12 protein-coding genes are annotated in these 20,470 nt (G+C 43.7%); 4 read left to right on the plus strand and 8 right to left on the minus strand.

Annotated elements, in window-relative coordinates; all coding sequences use genetic code 11:
• Positions 1–46: 46 nt before the first annotated feature.
• Positions 47–3,196: an LPS-assembly protein LptD gene (locus tag JMW85_RS04725; RefSeq protein ID WP_087814615.1), complete on the minus strand. Its 3,150-nt coding sequence runs from the start codon at positions 3,194–3,196 to the stop codon at positions 47–49.
• Between the two features lie 387 nt (positions 3,197–3,583).
• On the opposite strand from JMW85_RS04725, the gene JMW85_RS04730 reads away from it, so the two are divergent.
• From JMW85_RS04730 to JMW85_RS04740, 3 genes are all read left to right on the plus strand, one after another.
• Positions 3,584–4,696, plus strand: coding sequence for an aminoglycoside phosphotransferase family protein (locus tag JMW85_RS04730; protein WP_227681666.1), 1,113 nt, complete (start codon positions 3,584–3,586; stop codon positions 4,694–4,696).
• Between the two features lie 134 nt (positions 4,697–4,830).
• The gene (murU, locus tag JMW85_RS04735) at positions 4,831–5,589 is read left to right on the plus strand and encodes an N-acetylmuramate alpha-1-phosphate uridylyltransferase MurU (RefSeq protein WP_227681667.1); all 759 of its coding nucleotides are present in this window, start codon (positions 4,831–4,833) and stop codon (positions 5,587–5,589) included.
• A gap of 120 nt (positions 5,590–5,709) precedes the next feature.
• Complete coding sequence (locus tag JMW85_RS04740) at positions 5,710–6,591, plus strand: IS982 family transposase (protein WP_201580713.1); 882 nt, start codon at positions 5,710–5,712, stop codon at positions 6,589–6,591.
• A gap of 116 nt (positions 6,592–6,707) precedes the next feature.
• Here the strand turns inward: JMW85_RS04740 and JMW85_RS14515 are convergent, their stop codons facing one another.
• From JMW85_RS14515 to JMW85_RS04770, 7 genes are all read right to left on the minus strand, one after another.
• Positions 6,708–6,824: a DUF2474 domain-containing protein gene (locus JMW85_RS14515; protein ID WP_372815413.1), complete on the minus strand. Its 117-nt coding sequence runs from the start codon at positions 6,822–6,824 to the stop codon at positions 6,708–6,710.
• A 91-nt stretch (positions 6,825–6,915) separates the two neighbouring features.
• Positions 6,916–7,932: a cytochrome d ubiquinol oxidase subunit II gene (gene cydB / locus JMW85_RS04745; RefSeq protein WP_045445007.1), complete on the minus strand. Its 1,017-nt coding sequence runs from the start codon at positions 7,930–7,932 to the stop codon at positions 6,916–6,918.
• Positions 7,932–9,428: a cytochrome ubiquinol oxidase subunit I gene (locus JMW85_RS04750; RefSeq protein WP_227681668.1), complete on the minus strand. Its 1,497-nt coding sequence runs from the start codon at positions 9,426–9,428 to the stop codon at positions 7,932–7,934. The genes cydB and JMW85_RS04750 overlap by 1 nt, the downstream gene beginning before the upstream one ends.
• Positions 9,429–9,931: 503 nt before the next feature.
• Positions 9,932–12,406: an esterase/lipase family protein gene (locus tag JMW85_RS04755; protein WP_201581098.1), complete on the minus strand. Its 2,475-nt coding sequence runs from the start codon at positions 12,404–12,406 to the stop codon at positions 9,932–9,934.
• A gap of 320 nt (positions 12,407–12,726) precedes the next feature.
• Positions 12,727–13,896, minus strand: coding sequence for a hypothetical protein (locus JMW85_RS04760; RefSeq protein WP_055124431.1), 1,170 nt, complete (start codon positions 13,894–13,896; stop codon positions 12,727–12,729).
• Between the two features lie 279 nt (positions 13,897–14,175).
• Complete coding sequence (gene coq7 / locus JMW85_RS04765; RefSeq protein WP_201539625.1) at positions 14,176–14,814, minus strand: 2-polyprenyl-3-methyl-6-methoxy-1,4-benzoquinone monooxygenase; 639 nt, start codon at positions 14,812–14,814, stop codon at positions 14,176–14,178.
• A gap of 198 nt (positions 14,815–15,012) precedes the next feature.
• Positions 15,013–16,344, minus strand: coding sequence for an MFS transporter (locus JMW85_RS04770; RefSeq protein WP_055124429.1), 1,332 nt, complete (start codon positions 16,342–16,344; stop codon positions 15,013–15,015).
• Between the two features lie 464 nt (positions 16,345–16,808).
• Here JMW85_RS04770 and JMW85_RS04775 point away from each other — a divergent pair, with 464 nt between their 5' ends.
• Positions 16,809–20,390, plus strand: coding sequence for an autotransporter assembly complex protein TamA (locus tag JMW85_RS04775; protein ID WP_201581099.1), 3,582 nt, complete (start codon positions 16,809–16,811; stop codon positions 20,388–20,390).
• Positions 20,391–20,470: the final 80 nt, after the last annotated feature.

Here is a 20,470-nt window from a genome sequence, read left to right on the forward strand (position 1 = left end):
ACTGGGTTATGAAATATATAGTAAAAATATTTATACAAGCACGGTCTTAATCTTTCCAAGCAGTCTGGACAGGTTCAAAGCCCAAGATTTTATCAGAGAGTAAGCGAGTCAGGCGGCTGCTACCACTACCCAAACCATTCAATCTAATCTCTGCCATAATGGCTTGCGTTGGTTTGTCTTTGACATTTAAGTCATTATAGTAACGACGACCATAAACTGCAAAACCAAAACAGCAATCTTCGTAATCAACGCCGACCAATGAATCAAGAACTTTATCACGATTGTAATCGTATTGACCTTGAGCCAAGATTCGCCAGCTGTTATTGATTGGAAAGACAGCCGACGCGGTAAAAGCAGAGAGTGGCAGCTGATCGGTGTTTTCATCACGTTGACGTTTGACAAATCCAACATTAAACAAGCTGTTGTCAGACGGCTGATAACGCAGCTCAGTCGTAATATAATTTAAATCATAATCATTGGTCAGTGCGCCACTAACATCAACCCAAAAATTGTTGTAAGGCTGTGTGCTGGTATCCCAAACCATCCCTGAAGATGAAGATGTGAAGACAGGTTGCTGATCATCAAGCGTAACACGTCCATTATCGATATAAAACTGCTCTGCAATGCTACCATCAAAACGTGTCACACCCGTTGCATCGATGTAACGATAATTGATACCAGGAGTAAGCGAATGCAAATCTTGCAAGCGATCATGTCCTAAAAACCAACTGTCAGAGAACAGCTGTTCATAGTTAATAGAGGCAATACGCGTATTAAAGTTCGGAATATCGTTTTGGTCTTCATATGGCGAGTAGGTGTATTTCAATCGCGGACTAAGCAAGCGATAGCCACCCATGGTATCGTCGAATGCGCCAAAAGGCGAGCCTGCTTGATAGAAATTCAGACCTGCATCGATACTGGCTTGCGGTACAAATACCGACTGGCTACCGTCTTTATCACTCAACTGGTTGTCGGCTAAGCTATCCTCATCATAAGAGGTATAGAGATGTTGCAAGCTCAGTTTGGGCTTGATATAACCCCAAGATTTTTCCATTGGATAAACGGCGCTGAGTTTATTATAAATTCGCCCGCCACTTTTTTCATTCTCAGAGCCATCGTCGATGGATTTTTTGAAATAAGCGGAATCGTGTACACCAGTGATATCGAAGCTCTTCGCCCAAGGCAGTCGATAATCGAGTTTGAGCTGCGGCAATCTTGAATAAGGCTTATCTTTGTCTTCTAAGGGTTTGCCATTACTGGTAAAAGCGTCTAGAGTTTGAAAGGTTTCTACCTTCAATTCACCATCAACATAGTCATTGTAATAATTGACACGCGCACGGCGTGGTAAGTTTATGGTGCTGTCTGATAGACCCAGCGTGTCAAAATCATTGAGGTAGTCTGAATCTGACACATAGCTGTATTTTGCATCACCGCTTAAGCGTGGAATGCTCTTAGATGACCAATAATGATCATAAAAGAAGCTAGAGCGGTCTTCGTCATTGTACTCTTTGTCATTAGGTAAATATGAACCATTAAAAATACCTTCGCCATAACTTTCGGTCAGATAGCGAAACTCGCCTGACACCATAGGATTACGATCGGTATAAATATGGGTATTGAGCGTGGCATCATAATTGGGTGCCAAATTGAAATAGTAGGGTATATCAACCTCAAGACCGCTTTCACTACTGATACTGGCATTCGGCAATAAAAAACCACTGGTGCGACGATTATCAATCGGGAAGTTGAAATAAGGCAAATAGAACACAGGCACGTCAGCGATACGGAAAGTAGTGTTATAGGCTTCGCCGCGACCTGTATCGGTATCCAAATCAATGCTTTTGGCATCAAACTGCCATTTACGATTAGTTGGTGGACAGGTACTAAACATGACATCATCTAGCTCATACTGACTGTCATTTGGTCTGTTCAAGCGCTTGGCATAACCATGAGCTTGCAGTTCTACACTAGCAAAAGCCACATCATTGGCTGTCGACTGCCCAGTTTCAGTATTATAATTTAAACTATCGGCAACCCCAATAAGCCCGCCTTTTGATGCTTTTTCAGTGAAATTGGCTTGGGGGTTATTCGATGAGCGGTTTGGCGCATTGCTATCTAGTGCGTTGCTAGGTGATACTTGCTGACCTGTCGCTTGGTCAGTAAACATGACTTTACCTTGAGCTGCGGCAATGCCATTGCTCAAATCTAACAAGACTTTTTCTGCTTCTATCTGCTGGGTACCTTGATTGATGATGACATTGCCCGACAGCTCTGCATAGTCGACATTGTCATAATAACCATAATCTGATTCTGAAAACAGCGGCGCTTGATTATTCGGGAGACCATTTAAGTTTGGCGCAGGCTGTCCATTGGTTGCTCCCGCCTCATTGACCGCGCGTTGATAGTTGGGGTTGCTCTTTGGATAAACCCATTGACCTTCGCAGCGTTGGGCGCTATCTACGGCATTCGGTAATAACTGTAAGTTTTTACCCACTTTTGGAATGATTTGCGGGGTAGGTGTTAGCTCGTTTTGAATGACATCTTGGTTAGCATTATCTCTATTGTTTAACGTTGAGGCATCTGTATCAGGTGTCAGCTCATAAAATTCTGCTAAACGCAGCAGACTATCTTGAATACTTTCATCACTCACATCAACTTTACCAGTCTTCTGTGCGGCTTTAGGTGCAGTGGTTTCAGTAAGCTGAGCAGTGCTATTGTTTTGAGTGGTCGCAATCGTATCTGCTGCTGGTAAAAAACCTTGATCATCACTCTCGTTGATGGCGGTAATTTCTAGAGGGCGGTTGTTTAAGGCGCTTTCATTAATAGTATTCTCATTAGAGATCCTGTCGTTAAAGGTGCTTTCACTAAAGGTGCTTTCATTAAAAGTATTGTCAAAACTACTATCTGACGCATTGTTATCAGTAGCAGCCTTTTGAGACGTATTACGCTGAAAGTCAGTTTTTTGATTATTGCTATTTTGATAGCGGATATCGTTATAGTCGCTGTCTTTTTGGACACTACTGCGATTGGCATCAGGTGTAACATCAGAGACATAACGGGTGCTACTGTCAGTGATTAGCGACTCAGTTTGCTGTGTGTCAGCATTGCTGGGCGCAGCACTAACGGTTAGGCTGGACAAGCCTAAGGCACCAAATAAGATCAAACGGATGCTTTGGTAAAGCGGAGAATATAACAAGGGCACACCTATGATTGCAGAGCCTATTGGATTGCGATACTGAATTTAGTAACCATATTATTAATCATGTATGGCGGTTAATAAACGACTAAAAAATCACTGATTGATAATGCTATCTTAAGAATTTGGCTGTTTTACATATAATGACGACTAATCATAGTCAAAAAAAACCAAATCAGCTACACTATTTACCAAAATTTATAATATAGCCGAGCTGTTTTTTGAATGGTTGCTGAGGTTATGCTCAGCGCTAGATGTCGAATGATATCCCAATACGCCTGCTATCGCAGTTTTTTTGGCTCAAGACGTTGCTATTTTAACAAGGTTTTGCCTGACTTATCACTACTTTAATTGTTTATGACTTATATTTAACCTGCGATGCCCATTATGACTGATAAAACACTCTTAGAGCCTAATATGATCGATACCAAACTCAATAGCCGTCTACAACAATTAGAGAGCTGGTTGCAGCAAGTATTTGCTGGTCAAGCGTTCCAACTCGATAGTCTACCCGGTGACGCAAGTGCTCGCCAATACCATAGAATCCAGCTGTCAGACAGTAATGACACGACAGTCGCACATTATATTGTTATGGATTCAGCGGACGAACAAGACGCCATGCGCCAGTTTATCAATGTGACTAAGCTGATGGCACCGGCGATCAATGTGCCGACGCTCATTGCGCAAGACGTGACGAAAGGATTTTTGGTGTTACAGGATTTTGGTGCGATAGAGTTCGCCCATCTGCTCGTTGATGCGACGCCTGCGCAGATAGATGAGCATTATCAGTTGGCAATGCAGACGTTGGTCGCGCTACAGACCGTGCCAGTTGAAACAGCAAAGTCGCAACATCAATTGCCAGATTATGATACCGAGTTATTAGATCGTGAGATGGATTTATTTAGCGATTGGTTTATACCTTATATCGGTGTCGAGTTTGATAAAGCATTATGGAATACTTTAAAAGAAGCCTTAATAAAAGAGATTTTGCAGCAACCACAAGTCATCGTCCATCGTGATTATCACAGTCGCAATTTGATGCAAGACCAAGCGGATCGTTCGCGCTTAGGCGTGATTGACTTTCAAGACGCCGTCATCGGCTCTTATACTTATGATTTGGTGTCATTGCTGCGAGATGCTTATGTAGAATGGCCAGAGAGCCAAGTCTCTGCATGGATTAATGATTTTTGGCAGTTGCAAAAGCAGGCAGGCTTGACTACGGCAGATAGCATAGAGCAGCTCGAAAACGATATGAATGTCATGGGTGTACAGCGACATTTAAAAGTGTTGGGAATTTTTATTCGCTTGTCTGAGCGAGATGGCAAAGACCGCTATTTGGCAGATATTCCTAAGGTGATGCGTGATTTAATGTTCGAGTTAGAATGGTTAGAGGCGCACGGTAGACTGCATATGCAACAAGCAGTAGCGCCGTTTAATGAGAGTCTCAGGGATAATATACTGCCAGCTTATCAAAGTAAGTTTGTACAGCAATATATTTAGAACGAACCACTTGCGAGCTTTATCTGATGCGAATGCTCATCTGATAAGTAATGCTCATTTGATAAGTGACGTTAAAAAATTAGCAAATTTTAATCTGAATGTATAATCCCATAAAATAAAAAAAAGGAGCGCACATGTCTGAGATTGACCGAGCAATGATTACCCAAGCAATGATTTTGGCTGCTGGTAAGGGCACGCGTCTGCGCCCGTTAACACTGGATACACCCAAACCTCTGGTCGAGGTGAGTGGGCAACCGCTTATAGTCTGGCACATTAAAGCGCTACAAGCGGCTGGTATCACTGATATCACCATTAATGCGTCATGGCTGGCTGATAAGCTGATGGATACACTGGGTGATGGCAGTCAATACGGTGTTAAATTGCATTGGTCAGTAGAGAATGATGAGCCTCTAGAGACCGCAGGTGGTATTTTTCAAGCGTTACAAACTGGCAAGCTGCGCGATGAGCCATTTATCTTAGTGAACTCAGATGTATGGACGACCTATGATTTTGCGCAGTTGCGAGATTATAAGCTTGGCGCTGATCAGCGCGCACATCTGTTATTGATTGATAATCCAGAGCATAATAACGGCGGTGATTTTGCGATCAATAATGGTTTAGCCAGCGAGCAGCCGATTGGTGATGCAGACAAATACACTTTTGCTGGCATTAGTGTGATGTCACCACGATTGGTCGATGGGCTGGTGTCAGGTCAGCCAGCGGCGTTGGCACCATTGCTCAAGCAAGCGATGATAAAGTTTCAAATCACGGCTGAAATCATTTCTGATAATTGGATAGATGTGGGCACGCCTGAACGCTTAGCGCAGGTAAATGAATTTATTAAAAGTAACGGGTTGATCACCATCAAGGCGTTTAGACTATGGTGTTTATAATAAGGCACTTGGATTAAGATGCCTAATTCTTAACCCCACTCTCAACTTCGAAAGTGATTGAAAAAGAAGAGCACCTCACTAATCTATTGTTTTCGACCAAGAATACAGTGGAGTCATGAGATGCCCATAGACGAATTTATCATCAATATCTATTTAATGGTAGAGCAATATTACAAAATAGTCGTCACCAAACCCTTGCGAAGTGCAGGTTACGCACCAAAGTTGAGTGATCCTGAGATCATTTGCATGGAGATGGTCGGTGAATTTTTACACCTAGATCAAGACAAACAAATTTGGCAATACTTTACCCAGCATTGGCAAGACTGGTTTCCAGCCATCGGCTCATACCCTAACTTCGCAAAGCACTGCGCCAATCTGTGGCAAGTCAAACAGCAGATACAAGATAAAGTCAGTGAACTCGAGGGCCGTGACAACATCCATTTTATGGATGGTTTTCCGATACCCGTCTGTCATTATGGACGCGCTTATCGGCATAAAAACTATCAAGACTTAGCGGCTTTTAGCTACTGTGCGGCTAAGCAAGAGAGGTACTATGGCTTTGAAGGACATTTGCTTGTTAACTTATCGGGCATGATTAAAGGCTTTACCTTTGCTCCTGCCAATGTTGATGAAAGAGCCGTTGCCCCAGAAATCACCACTCATATTCATGGGCTACTTGGCGCTGATAAAGGGTATATCAGCCCTAGTCTGACATCGTACTACGACGCTCAAGGCGTGGATTTACAAACGCCACTCAGAGCTAACATGAAAGAGGATAGGCCCAAACCTGTGGTAAGACGGCTGATGAAAGCCCGCCGTATCGTTGAAACAGTCATTGGTCAGCTATCAGAACGATTTAATATACAAAGGGTACGAGCAAGAGATTTATGGCATTTGTCTCATCGATTGATTCGTAAGATTCTTTCACACAATCTGTGCTTTGTACTCAACAAAAAACTTGGTAATCCGCCTCTTCAGTTTGATTTGCTTATTTCAAGTTGAGAGTGGGGTAATTCTTATTAATCTTATATAAGTAATCACATAAAAAAGCAGCGCCGATTCATCGGCGCTGCTTTTTTATGTGATATAGCCATGGCTAAGTGGGCTGTAAATGATTGCTAGATGCCCATAGCCAACTTGATCAATTGAGCAATCGTAAAAATAACTGCAAACCCTGCTATATATAGCCCAATGAACCATGCCCATTGTGACTGTTTCTTACTGAGCTTCTTCATGCTCGCCTCCTACTACGTGTTAATGCGCTTTAAAAAGTGTAGCCACTGCTAATATTTGCAGTAGCCACATTTTTATATCCTCTATTTACCCTTAGTACATATGCTCATGTCCAGTTTTACCCTTAAAGGTGTAATAGGCAAAAGCGGTATAACTCAGGATAATCGGTAGCATTATGACGGCACCAACTAACATAAAGGATAGTGAGGTGTCAGCTGCGGCTGCCTCATAAATCGTCATCTGATACGGTACGATGTATGGGAACATGGCGAAACAAACCCCGATATAGCCCATCAAAAACAGTGCCACAGTCAACAAGAAAGGACGATATTCGCGCTCGCCACTTAAGTCTTTACGCATCAAGAAAAATAATAGTAAAACTATAATTGGCATAGGCGCTAGATATAATAGACCTGGGAAACCAAACCAGCCTTCGAGGGCATTAATGTCTGAAAAATACATAAACGCTGTGACGACGATCATTGCCACTACCAAGGCAGACAGCATCCAACCAGACACTTTGCGTGCCCAGACTTGTAAGGTATGCTCAGTTTTGATAATGAGCCATGTAGAGCCAAGCAAGGCGTAACCAATAATCATGGCAAAGCCGCAGACAATCGAGAAAGGTGTGAGCCAGTCAAACGGCCCACCAGTATATAGGCGGTTGCTTGCCTCAAGACCTTGTACAAGCGCTCCAAGCATAATACCTTGAGAGAATGTAGCAACGACTGAACCAACAAAAAAGAAAGTATCCCATACGTGACGACGTGACGATGCTTTGAAGCGAAATTCAAATGCCACACCGCGCATTATTAGACCGAATAGCATAAAAGTAACAGGCAGATAAAGCCCCGTCATAATGATGCCATAAGCCACTGGGAAAGCAGCGAACAAGCCGCCACCGCCCAATACTAGCCAAGTCTCGTTACCATCCCAAAACGGGGCAATAGAGTTCATAATGCGGCTACGGTTTTTATCTGAGCCAGCAAAGGGAAACAAAATGCCGCAGCCCAAATCAAAGCCATCAAGCAATACATAGATAAAGACGGATAGAGCGATCAGTCCGCCCCAAATTAAAGGTAAGTCTAATACATCACCGTAGTTAAACATTAGCGTAACCCTCCATCATCGACGTCGTTTGCAGGAGTATCTATATCTTCTTCAGTACTCTTAGCAGGATTGCTATCGCCACTGAGCGCACGACCTTGGCTTTCGGTCACTGAGTGCTCATAGAAATTATCATCGGCAGGATCTTCGTACGGTTTTGGCCCTTGAGCGATCAAGCGTAAAATATAAAAACTGCCTGCACCGAAGACAAATATATAGAGAACAATAAAACCAATCAACGTGGTTGCCACTTGCTGTGCTGCGAGCGGTGACATGCTTTCTGCGGTTCGTATCACACCATATACAGTCCATGGTTGACGTCCTGTCTCGGTCACAAACCAGCCCGCCAATAATGCGATAAAGCCAAGTGGCGTCATCATCATCCAAGCACGGTGGAACCAGACACTTTCGGGATTATATTGCTGTTTTTTAAAGTATTTATAGAGACTAAATAAGCCGACCAGCACCATTAACATGCCAATACCAACCATGATGCGAAATGCCCAGAATACAATCATGACCGGTGGTTGGTCTTCAGGTGCCCAGTTTTTTAGACCTTTTACTTCCCCATCTAACGAATGGGTAAGAATCAAGCCTGAAACATAGGGAATGCTTATTTCATATTTATTGGTTTGGTTTTCTTGGTCAGGAATAGCGAATAAGCGTAACGCTGCGCCGCGCTCATCCTCCCAAATACCTTCCATCGCTGCGACTTTAGCTGGCTGATGCTCTAAAGTATTCAGACCATGCTCATCGCCAATCAATACTTGAGCGGGTGCGACAAATATCGCCATAATCATGGCCATACCTAGCATAACGCGACCGTGCTGGCGATGTTCAGTATGCTTTTTAGATTGAATATAATAAGCACCAACCCCGCCAATGACAAAGGCAGTCGTCAAGAATGCCGCTGTCATCATATGAGCATAACGGTAAGGGAATGACGGGTTGAAGATAATCTCCAGCCAATTGGTTGGATAGAGTAGACCGTCGGCACCCATCATAAAGCCTTGCGGCGTTTGCATAAAGCTATTGGCTGCCAAAATCCAAAAGCCTGAAATCAGCGTACCGATGGCGACAATAGCGGTTGAGGCAAAGTGCATACGTTTGCTGACACGTCCCCAACCAAATAACATGATACCTAAAAAGGACGCTTCTAAGAAAAATGCGGTCAATACTTCGTAGGCGAGTAGTGGGCCTAAGACATTACCTGCTTTGTCAGAAAAGACTGCCCAGTTAGTACCGAACTGGTAGGACATTACTACACCAGAAACCACGCCCAAGCCGAAAACAACAGCGAATATCTTGACCCAATGTTTATAGACTTCGGCATAAATTGGCTCACCTGTTTTGAGCCAACGGAATTCAAGTACCGTTAACCAGCTGGCAAGTCCAATAGAAAAGGCGGGAAAAACAATATGAAACGAGATAACAAAAGCGAATTGGATACGCGCGAGCATCAGCGCATCGAGCTGGTCAATCATAAACGTAGCGAACATAAACGGTTACCCTTATCTGTTAGCTGAATAGCGCTGGCTTCCATAAAACGCTCAAGTAACTGCCCGCAATCGTCTATAGATTAAGGTAAAAAGTAGTACGGGCAATGGCTCAGTGTTGATTAGCGAGCAATCTTAGGGATAGAGTGCGGCTAAGCTAACGACTGTTTAGCTGAATTAAGTAATTTATATCCCTATAAATTAATACATTACTGTCAGGTGCTGTCAATATATTATGCGCTTCCCTCGATACACACGCAAGCTGCGCAACAGATTGGTCGCATACCTGATAGTCATTAAAAACTGCTGAGATAAACCCAGATATATCAGACTAATCGCTTGGCAAAACAAGATGTTATAAAGTTCACCTTAATAACAGTAATGTTTTATTTTTGTCCTAGTATAGGCACAAATATCCAACAGAGTACAAAGTTGCAAAGCCATCTGCTTTACTCTTAATTTTAAAGTGCAAAGACCAGTGCAGTGCTATATGACACAAGCAATCATTATTCCTGCAATTGTTTATGTAGAATCTGGCGTAATGTCAAAATAGTTTGCGGGTTAGTTTGAATGCTATGACCACCGCTGATGATCGTCTCAGAAGCCGCGCCATCGAGATGAGCGCTGGTATAAGGAACAATACCATCTGATAAACGTTCAGTTAGCGCTTGGCTGATATCTTCATTGACAGTGACGGCTGCAACCAGTGGTTGGGCAGAGAGCTTTGAGCTATCAGAAGGGCTACTGGTACCGACTGTTTCATTTTCAATGTCTTCTTCTACTGCTTGCGATAAATCAACCTTTGCACCAGCTGGCTGCATTTGCGCCAGTCCTTTAGTAATGTCGGCATCATTATTGGCAATGATAGAGTGATAGGTAACACGATCATTGATGGTGATGTCTTTCGTCAGCTGTATAAAAGAGGATTTGTCGCTCAGCTGACTTGCACCATTTTGTAAATATAATGCACCCAAAGGATTTTGTGCCAAATCACCTTGCGTGGCAATGGTTGCCAAGTTGTCCGTGACAGTTTTTACCAAACCGACTGGCAAATAGACAATACGGCGTAGTGCCCGAGTGAACCAGCGATCTGCATAGTCAGTTCCGCGAAAAGGCGCTGATAAAAAGACAGCCGTATCTACTTGTGGTAAGGCTTTTAGCTCAAAGCGTTCTTTTAGCTGATCTTCGCCAAATGATGCTTTAAGTGCGTCACGAATCTTACGTTTTTCACTGTCAGACAGCACATTTTGATCGTCTAGTCTATCTAGGTCATCGACCAAGTTTTCATCAGATAGCATCATGCGAGCGATAATGGCACCCATACTATGACTGATAATCACGCTGTTTTTGCTGGCGCGATTTTGTCCTTTAGGATCAGTTTGCTGGTAGGTGCTGTTGATTAACTGTTGTATTTGATAACGGTTTTCTAAAATGGGCAAATTGGTTGGATAGAATATCTGCCACACTTGATAGTTATCACGCAACTTATCGTCGTTGAGAATATCGTTGGTTAAATTGACCCAAGTGGCAGGGCTAGAAGCCAAACCATGCAGCATGATCAGGACGCGCTTATTAGGATCATAAGGCTCAAGCATGAATAATTTGGGCAGTCTGGCCTCTGGCTGGCGAGTGATTAAATTGAGATAACCGACGCCATCTAGCTGGTTCTCTGACAGCCACAAGCCATAACCTGCAGAAAAGTTAGCCGCCAGTGGATAGTCACTATTAAGGATATTGACGCTTTCGCTTTGGTATGGGTTGTATAAATGAATATCGAGCTTGCGACTGCTTAGTACATCCAATACGCTATCGCCGCTTGGTTCAATCAATCCTGTTAGCAGCAAATGTCCAGTAGGGTAGATACGCGAACTTGGCTTGCTCTCATCTGTGTCTCCATCTTTCTCATTGGCCAATCGACCTGACAATGATGACACTAATAATTGGCGAATCGTGGTGGTATAGCGGTCATCCAGTGAGGCCACCAAGCTGATACCTAAGCCTGGACGTTTGCTGATTGAGTTAAGCCCAGAGAGGCGTAACTCGTAAGTGGAAACCAAGTCTGCTAGTGCAGAGGTCTGCTTATGTGCATTTTGCAAATAGTTATTTTCATTAGGCAAATAAACACCAAGATCATAATCATCAATTTGTATTTTCATGACGTTGACTTGATCAGTAGGTTTGCCCTTGAGCGGTGAGTAATTGGCAATCGCGGCTTGGTTACTGTCATTAAGATGGCTAGCGGATGTGGGAAAATAATCTACTTTGGTGCCGCCCATCAATTTATTTGAGCCGTTGGTTGATCTATAAAGCTGGGTTATCACATCATTACTGGCGGCATTATAGATGTCTTGGGTTTGAATATCGGTGTCATTCGGAATACGATTCTGTGCCTGAGAGGGGCTTTTATCTTGATCTGCGCCCTCAAAATCATGCGTCAAACTGTCATAAAATAAATAGGTATAACTGGATTTGATAGCATCGAATAATCGCTCTTGATAACCTGTTAGACAGCGATTGGTGTTTTCTTGCTGGACTTTAGCTTCTGTATCCTCTAAAGGTGCGTTGGCATAATAAGGATCAAGTGGCGGGCGAGCCAGCGCATTGCGGCAGTCCTGAGAGGCAGAAAGCTGTCGCGCTTTTGCGTAGTGTAACTCTGCAAAAACTGCCAAAGCAGGACGGTAGTGTTCATTCAAAATACTGTCAGTAAGCTGAGTGAGGCATAAATCAAACTGCTGCATACAGGCTTGCTCATTGAGCCCTGCCGATAAGAGCGCTGATGCCGTATCACTGCTTAGTTTCTTGGTGGTGACGATATTACCGCGCTGCGCAGTAATCGTCTTCGCTGACGCTTGCTTATTCACTGATACCGTACTGCACGCAGGTAATAATGCTACCGCGGCTATCAAGGCGACTGATGTGATCGAAAATGGGGTTTTCTTAGCATGCGTCACCATATTTTTGATAGGGCTAGCGAAAGTCATAGGTGAGTCCAGTTAGTCGTAAAAGCATGATTGAGTCAGTAATTTATAAGAAGAAGTGTAGCGTAACTTTTCGCATTAAACTATTTTATTTAAATTTCAAAAATACGGTTTGAACTTCGATAATCGAATCGAACACGCATTTAAATAAGGTAGACAGCAAGTTGGGTTCAATGGAGTTTCGTTAGACATAAAAAAGCCCCTGACTCTATATTGAAGTAATTTCGATATAAAGTCAGGGGCTTAGTCGAGTCAATCTAGCTTATGGAGCAATCATAGTATTTGGTAAATTCACTTAATGACATTTAAACACCTAATCAATGTTAAGCACTAGGCTTAACATTGATGTCAGGCGCAGGTATATCCCAAATGTAGAATTTACCCTCTTCAATAAGTTTGATTTGCTGACGAATGATGTCATTGTTAGGGTTTTTCTGTTCAAGACGACGCAAGCGCTCTAGTGCATTATCGCGGCGGTCACTTAATAAGTCTGACTGTGCCAAGCTTTGCTCTGCTTCGGTATAGCCAAGAGACACTGCGCGGTCTAGGTATTTTTGACCTTCTTTGAAGCCGCCGCCTTCTGACAACATCATGCCGTATAAGAAGTTGGCTTCGCCGCTATCAGGTTGCAGTTTAATGGCACGGTCAACATATTTTCCACCGCGTATCGTATAGTCTGATCCCAAATCTAAGTTACGTCCCATGCCATTGAGTTTAGCGGCACGAATCAATACATCATAAGAGGCATTTGGTGATTCAGCATAAGGCTGTATCCATTCAGCCAATACTTTGATTTTTTCACGCGTATAATGGCGCTGTGAGCGGTTAGGGAAGTTTGGTGGGTAATGACGGGCATTTGGTGAGACGTCTTCGATGAAGTCATCAAGCAAGCTCACGTCTAGCTGATCGTTGCTATTACCGTTTTGCTGAGGAATCAACACAGTCGGTACAAAGCTTACGTCCGACAATTGCACTTGCGGCGTTGGTATATTGGCAAGCTGACCACTACGCAGGTCGACACCAGTAGCGGTCAAAGGACCAGGCTCATAAACTCGAGTGGTGCCAGTGAACTCAGGTATTTTTGGTGCTGGTACAACATCTTGTGGTTGCAATGTACTCATTGGCGCACGATACGGCTGAGCATTATTTGGCAAAGGAGCGCTTTGTGGAACACTACTGCTTTGAAGGTCAGTTGGTTGAGTATTGGCTGTCACCGCCGCAGTCGGTAAAGTGGATGGAGTACCCTCTTGTGCTGTACTAGCCGCAGTCGGTCGAGCAAGGCGAATCACACGTTTGCTAGAATCCATAGCGCTAGGCACCGATGTGGCAGTAGTATCGGTCTTTGCAGCATCTGTTGCCGCATTGGTTTCAGCCGCATTGACAGGCGCTGATAATAGCATGGCACAAGCTGTGGCCAGTGCTGTCAGAGTTGCCAGTTTAGGCGACTTGCTAGACGAACGGGCAGAGAGAGTCGATTGGTTGATGGCTTTCATAAAAATCGTTACCTTAATTTATTTAGTTGTTATTTAGCAATTGAATGGTTATTAGCTCATGTCTTTGCGGCAAAATCATACAAATTTTTAATACCCTAACAAATTCAACTGAGCGCTATCAGTAGTAGGATTGTTAATAGTAACGCGATAGCGTGTACGTTATGCCAGCGACAGCAGGGTAAATGAGAGCAATATCAATAATAAAGCGCACTGCACTTACCATCACAACGAACTTACCATCACAATCTATCGCTCAAAACCTGCTATCACAGATGGCAATTACAAGTGATATGCCGTGGCTTTCATGCGATTGGCCATCCAGCGCATAGTATGACGTACAGGCGGTGATAACGCTGCGCCGCCACTTGCTAATGCCAGCTCACGATGATGCAACTCTTCAATATCCATTTGTGCCAGTATCTCTTTTGAGCGTTTATCGTGCTCTGGTAATTGGGTGATATGGTCTTGTAAATGTTCGCTGACTTGAGCTTCTGTCTCTGCGACGAATCCCAAGCTAAATTCATTAGAGATGGCACCCGCGACTGCGCCAAGACCGAAAGACATGCCATACCATAATGGCGTAAAGACACTGGCATGACTGCCAAGCTCGTCTAATCGCGTCTCGCACCAGACCAAATGATCGACCTCTTCTTCGGCTGATTGCTGCATGGCTTGCTTGACGCCGTTGTCTTTGGCGGCAAATGCTTGACCATGATACAGACCTTGCGCGCATACTTCACCAGTATGATTGATACGCATCAATCCTGCGACATGTCGCGCCTCGGTGATAGTGAGCTCAGGAATCTCGTCACTGCTGACTGGTAGTGGACGAGTGCTAGGGTTTGAATGTGGTACGACAGCTCGTAATGCCTTATCGACCCCAAGTAATAATTGGTCGACTTTGGATAAGGGACGCAGGGCCATGATTCACTCCTGATGGCTTAAATACGATCAAAAAATTAAACTTATCTGTTCTTCTAAAAACATCATCTGTTTTTCTAAAATAATGATAGTGATTAACGCATAGGTATTACTATAGCAAACAATCTAAATTATCAGCACCAATATTATCCATTTGATAACACACCGATTGCTATAGCAGCATGTCAATCTTACTTATGGAGCCACTTCATCATGCGTTTGGATGACCGCATTTTTAATATGTTTATTGAGTTTACTGTATAAAAAGGCACCGAAGGCAATGTTTATGAGTCCTGTCACTAAAAATAGCTGAGGTAAATTGAATCCCAAAGCATTCAAAATCACGATAGAGAAAATCGCTGAGGTGACCATAAATATCGCGTTAAAGATATTGTTGGCACCAACGACGCGCGCGCGGTGGCTCTTGGGTGCATAGGCCTGCATAGATGCATATAATGGTACGATGTATAAACCGCCGCTAAAGCCCAAAAAAAATAAATCAGCAAACACGCGCCAGCTGCCACTCACCGCAAACAACTCACTGATGCCAAACAGAGTCGCATTATTCACATTGATGTTGAGACTTGACAGCGAAAAATACAAATCAATCGCAAAAATACTTAAGCCCGCGATACCAAAGGGCAAAAGACGCAAGCTGACTTGGTTTTTGGTTAATGATTTGCATAATAATGAGCCAATCGACACACCAACAGAAAACAAGGTTAATAGGAAAATAACCACTGATTCATCACCATGTAAGATGACCTTGCTGAATTCTGGCGTTTGGGTCAAAAACGTCGCGCCATAAAACCAAAACCAACTATTACCAAGGATGACAAAGAACAAAAAAGGCAATGAATATAAGTAGCGCACCGTCGCCACACTAGTGGTCACAATGTTCCAATTGATTTTTAGGTTTGGCTGCATCGCTGGCATGTGGGGTATCAATCGTGCGACAAAATAACCCAAGACGGCGATGACCAATACTGTAACACTTATCCAATAGAGCGGCTGTGCTATCTGGGTTAAAACGCCCGCGATAATCATACCGAGCAAGATCGCTAACGATGTCCCCATTTGAAACAAACCATTAGCACCAACCAATTCATCTTCTTTCATCGCTTGTGGTAAGTAGGCGTATTTAATAGGCCCGAAAAAAGTAGATTGAGTGCCCATGAGAAACAACGCAACAAATAACAATGCGTACCATTCAAACACGAACCCTACTGCCGCAATCACCATAATTACGAACTCAAGCAGCTTAATCAACCGTGTGAGTTTTGATTTTTCGAATTTATCCGCGATTTGTCCTGCCAGTGCAGAAAACAAAAAGTAGGGCAAAATAAACAACATCGCGGCCAAGTTATTCAAAATACTGACTTCCATGCCCAACTGACTCGCAGCGGTGTAAGTCAAAACCAGTATGAGCGCTTGCTTAAAAATATTGTCATTAAACGCGCCCAAAAACTGGGTAAAAAACATGGCGCTAAAACGGCGGTGCTTAAATAATTGAAACTGATTGGCCATGAAAATTCCTACAGACGGGTCGCGGTTGCTAGATCAAAGAAAAGCGCTGAATACCGCTTTTAAAGTGAAAGTAATTATCGATATAATTATTAACAGTATCAAAAACTTATCGAAATATAGCATAGGTTTTATCAATATTAAGCCGTATAATAGCAAGGCTTTGGTAAAAATACATGCGCTCGACGCTATGATTTCATAATTATCTAAGTTATGATTTGTAAATTTTGCATGGTTGCGTCGCGAGGTGTGAGTAATGGCAAAGGCTTGCTACCACTCACGCATGTCTATTTTTTGATAAAAACATGGTGCTAATCTGACACCAAGGTTTGCGTTATAAACGGTCATTATCCAAAGCAAGACAGTAAACCATAATTCAGCCAACTGCTATAAGTTTATTCACCGGTAAGACTAGGCGATTGTTATCGTTCATAATATTGTGCCGCGTGAGGTGATAGGAAATACACATGAAACACCAGCCTTCAACGCTCGCGCGCAATGTATCGATGATGCAGTGTGATACGGATAATGTTCGAGAGGATATTAAAATTCAAGATTCTCAGAGTGACCGTTTTCAAAAAACACGTCGTACAGCAGCTATGGCAACTCATAGTAATGCGCCGCGCATTCATTTTACGCGTTCAGCACTTTTCACTGCGCTAGCGACCAGCCTAGTGGGTTTCGGTATGGCACCTGCTGCATTGGCTGATACCACAAATAATGTCAGTTCTCCTAAACCACCTACGAGCAATCAAATAGCTGTCGATCAATCAAACATTCAACCAACCAGCACTCAATCGACCACACTGTCAGATGATGATACTCAGCTCGATATCGCTTTGGATGCATTGCGCCTAAAAAAGGCAGTAGAGCAGGGCATTATCGATCAGTCAGTATTGGATGAGTACAGCGAACAAAGCCTAGGCATTAAGAAGTCTGATGCTCAAGATAAAAGCGCTAAAAAACCAGATGCTCAGGGTATGGTCAATTCTCAGGTAAATGCCATGGATAATATGGCTGGCGCAAATGATGCTCAGCTCGATCTTTCTAATAGCGCCAATGATGACTTGTTGCAACAAGCCGCAGCCATACAGCAGCAGGGTTATCAGATGATGACGCCCGAGGAGATTAATCGTGAGCTGGCTGCGATGGACATGCAGAATGCCCAAGATATTGATGACATCACTAATAGTACGGACGTTAATAGCAGTACTGACATTAATAGTACCAACGTTAATAACAATTACAGTAACAATAATAATGATATCAGCAATAACGATCGCGATTTTGACGCGCCAATTGCTACATTAGATGATACAACCCCGCCTATTGGTTTAGATGTGGATTTGGATGCGACCAATCTGCCAGCTCCTAACAATCTTGAGACATTAGGTAGGAATGAGAGCGCCGCTGAACGCGCACAGACGGCTGAAGTTATGTCGCGTCCGATCGATGTTAGCGACTCTGTCAGTAGTGGACGCGTGGATGGAACCGGTACTTTCGATAATGAGATTGTCGCCAATGCCAGTGATGAGACCAATGAAGATGGTACAACGTCAGATATCATCAATCCTGATGACTACTTGCCAGACTATCAAGCGGACTCTCAGGGAATAAACCAGAGTATCGAACAAGCGAGTAAGCCCAAGCCAATGGCGCGTAATAAAGGCAATATCGTGAAACGCCTTTATAACCGTTTATTCAATGCAGGTGTGATGGCATTACCACATGTAGATACCACAATTTATCTACGGCAGGCGACCGCTGAAGGTACTGTCAATGGTAAGCCAAAGCTCACCAAAGCGGACAATGACGTTCAGCCCATGAAAAACATCAAGGCTGCCCTTGATGATACGACAGTTCAGTCAGTTACCGACTTTACGGCCGCCTTGCCACGCCTACGCCAAACAGCATTAGAGGCAGCTCAAGCAGTGGGTTACTATGATATTACGTTACGCCTACGTCAGCGCAATGCTGACACGATCGATGTCATTATCGAAGAGCTGGGCGAGCCGGTACGTGTGGACAGCCGTATTGTTGAGATTCGCGGTGAAGGCAGTGAACAACCAGAATATATAGCACTTGAAAAAGACTTGCCGCCACAAGTAGGCGATATCTTCAATCACCGTGTTTATAAAGATAGCAAGGCGGCCCTTGAGTCGCTGAGTAATACTTATGGCTATTTTGATCAATATTGGCTCAACAAATCCGTCGATATTATCTTGCCAGATAATACAGCAGATGTATCGCTGGTCTACAACACTGGTGATCGTTATGAGTTTGATGACGTTGTGTTTTTTACATACGATGAAGAAACCAACACCTTAACCCAAGATCCTGACAAGCTACCTGTTGAGTTGCCACTATTACAACAGTTGTTCGACTTTAAGCCCGGCGATCCTTTTTATCGTCCAGCGGTGACCGAGTTTAGCAATGACTTATCAGCGACTCGTTATTTTAATACGGTCAACGTTGAGTCGATATTGCCGCCAGATGAACGCAGTGAAGCCAGTACTTTGGCTTTTGATAACACGCCTACCAATAATAGCGGCACACTCGACGATGATATCAATAGTGATGGCGCCTTAGACATTGCGGGCAATAATGGTGCTGAAAGCTCAGCTGCTTCTAATAGTAGCCGTGTTAATCAAGACAATAGCGCTGATGACGGTGATGAAAATAACACAGAGAGTGAGGACAATACGACTGCCAATAGCGGTGAAACAGTCAATCCCGCCGACATTGCGGCGATCGATTTTGAAGCTGATGCAGCAACACTTGATAAACTACAAGCTATCAAACAAAAAGCAGAGCGTTTGAGCCGCTTACCAAATGACCGTGTATTGGATGAAAAAGACCAAGAGGCGGACAATCTTTTGGGTAAGATAAGCGACGGCATCAGTAATATTGCGCAAAAAATATTCCCTGATGAAGAAAGCTTAATCACTGATGAAAACTTTGTACCACCAACGTTGGCTGGTCGAAAAACACCGCAACAAGTGGCAGAAAGTAAAAAAGTACCGTTGTATGTTTTTGTCTCTTCAAGTAAGCCACGCGATGCCCAAGTAGGTCTTGGTTACGGCACAGATACGGGCGTGCGAGCGACGGCAAAAATAGACTATAATTTGCTCAATCGTAAAGGCTATCAAGCTGGTGCAGAGACCGAAGTTTCCAGAATTACTAAAAACGTCGCTGTTTATGCCAGTCGACCTTGGAAACATCCACTTAACGATAAATTAGATGCGCGTCTTACCTATGAAGAAGAGGTCATCGACCAAGGTGAAGGCAACTTCGACTTGTCTACTACGACGCTAAAAGCAGCATTGGCGCGTAATATTCGCCGTGATAGTGGCTGGAATCGCAGCTACTCTGTGAATTACCGTTTAGATGAGCTAGAGACTGGGGTCGATGAAACAGAGTTGGACGATCTACCTATTCGCTTTACTTCCTCTAAGCCTAAGCAGCAAGCGCTGCTATTTGGTTATGGTATGAACAAAACCGATGTAGACAGCGTGACCAATCCGACTCGCGGTATGCGTCAGTATTACTCGCTTGAAGCAGGGGCTGATAAAGCCCTTAGCGACACTAATATGGCAATCATTCGCGCGGGTGTCAGCGGCATTTATAGTTTTGGCGATGAGCAAAAGCATCAAGTGCTGGGCAGTCTGAATACGGGCTACATCTGGGCAGATGATTTTTATGATGTGCCTTATAAATTACGCTTCTTTGCGGGTGGCGATCAAAGTATTCGTGGTTATGACTATGAGAGCTTGTCACCGCTCGACAAAGGCTATTTGACTGGTGGGCAAGTGCTTGCGGTTGGTAGTGCAGAGTATAATTATGAATTTAAACCAGGATTCCGCGGGGCATTCTTCACTGATGTGGGTAATGCTTACGATAAAAACTTCGAGACTGAGACAAAGGTCGGCGTCGGTGTTGGTATCCGCTGGGCATCGCCAGTCGGTGTGGTAAGAGTTGATGTGGCGGCTGGGGTGACAGAAGAAAGCATACCCGTTAGACTGCATTTCTTTATTGGCTCGCCTTTATAGCCATGCAATCCAGTAGTGACATCATTTAGCGCGTATTGAACATTATTAAGTCGTCTCCGTTAGTGACATAGAGACAGGTT

The organism is Psychrobacter glacincola, from assembly GCF_904846075.1.
Lineage (GTDB): Bacteria > Pseudomonadota > Gammaproteobacteria > Pseudomonadales > Moraxellaceae > Psychrobacter > Psychrobacter glacincola_C.

Bases quoted from the DNA above. Each gene is read 5' to 3' on its own strand.
- JMW85_RS04750 (WP_227681668.1), bottom strand. From the start codon at position 9,428: ATGTTCGCTACGTTTATGATTGACCAGCTCGATGCGCTGATGCTCGCG.
- murU (WP_227681667.1), top strand. From the start codon at position 4,831: ATGTCTGAGATTGACCGAGCAATGATTACCCAAGCAATGATTTTGGCT.
- JMW85_RS04755 (WP_201581098.1), bottom strand. From the start codon at position 12,406: ATGACTTTCGCTAGCCCTATCAAAAATATGGTGACGCATGCTAAGAAA.
- cydB (WP_045445007.1), bottom strand. From the start codon at position 7,932: ATGTTTAACTACGGTGATGTATTAGACTTACCTTTAATTTGGGGCGGA.
- JMW85_RS14515 (WP_372815413.1), bottom strand. From the start codon at position 6,824: ATGAAGAAGCTCAGTAAGAAACAGTCACAATGGGCATGGTTCATTGGG.
- JMW85_RS04770 (WP_055124429.1), bottom strand. From the start codon at position 16,344: ATGGCCAATCAGTTTCAATTATTTAAGCACCGCCGTTTTAGCGCCATG.
- JMW85_RS04740 (WP_201580713.1), top strand. From the start codon at position 5,710: ATGCCCATAGACGAATTTATCATCAATATCTATTTAATGGTAGAGCAA.
- JMW85_RS04775 (WP_201581099.1), top strand. From the start codon at position 16,809: ATGAAACACCAGCCTTCAACGCTCGCGCGCAATGTATCGATGATGCAG.
- JMW85_RS04730 (WP_227681666.1), top strand. From the start codon at position 3,584: ATGACTGATAAAACACTCTTAGAGCCTAATATGATCGATACCAAACTC.
- JMW85_RS04760 (WP_055124431.1), bottom strand. From the start codon at position 13,896: ATGAAAGCCATCAACCAATCGACTCTCTCTGCCCGTTCGTCTAGCAAG.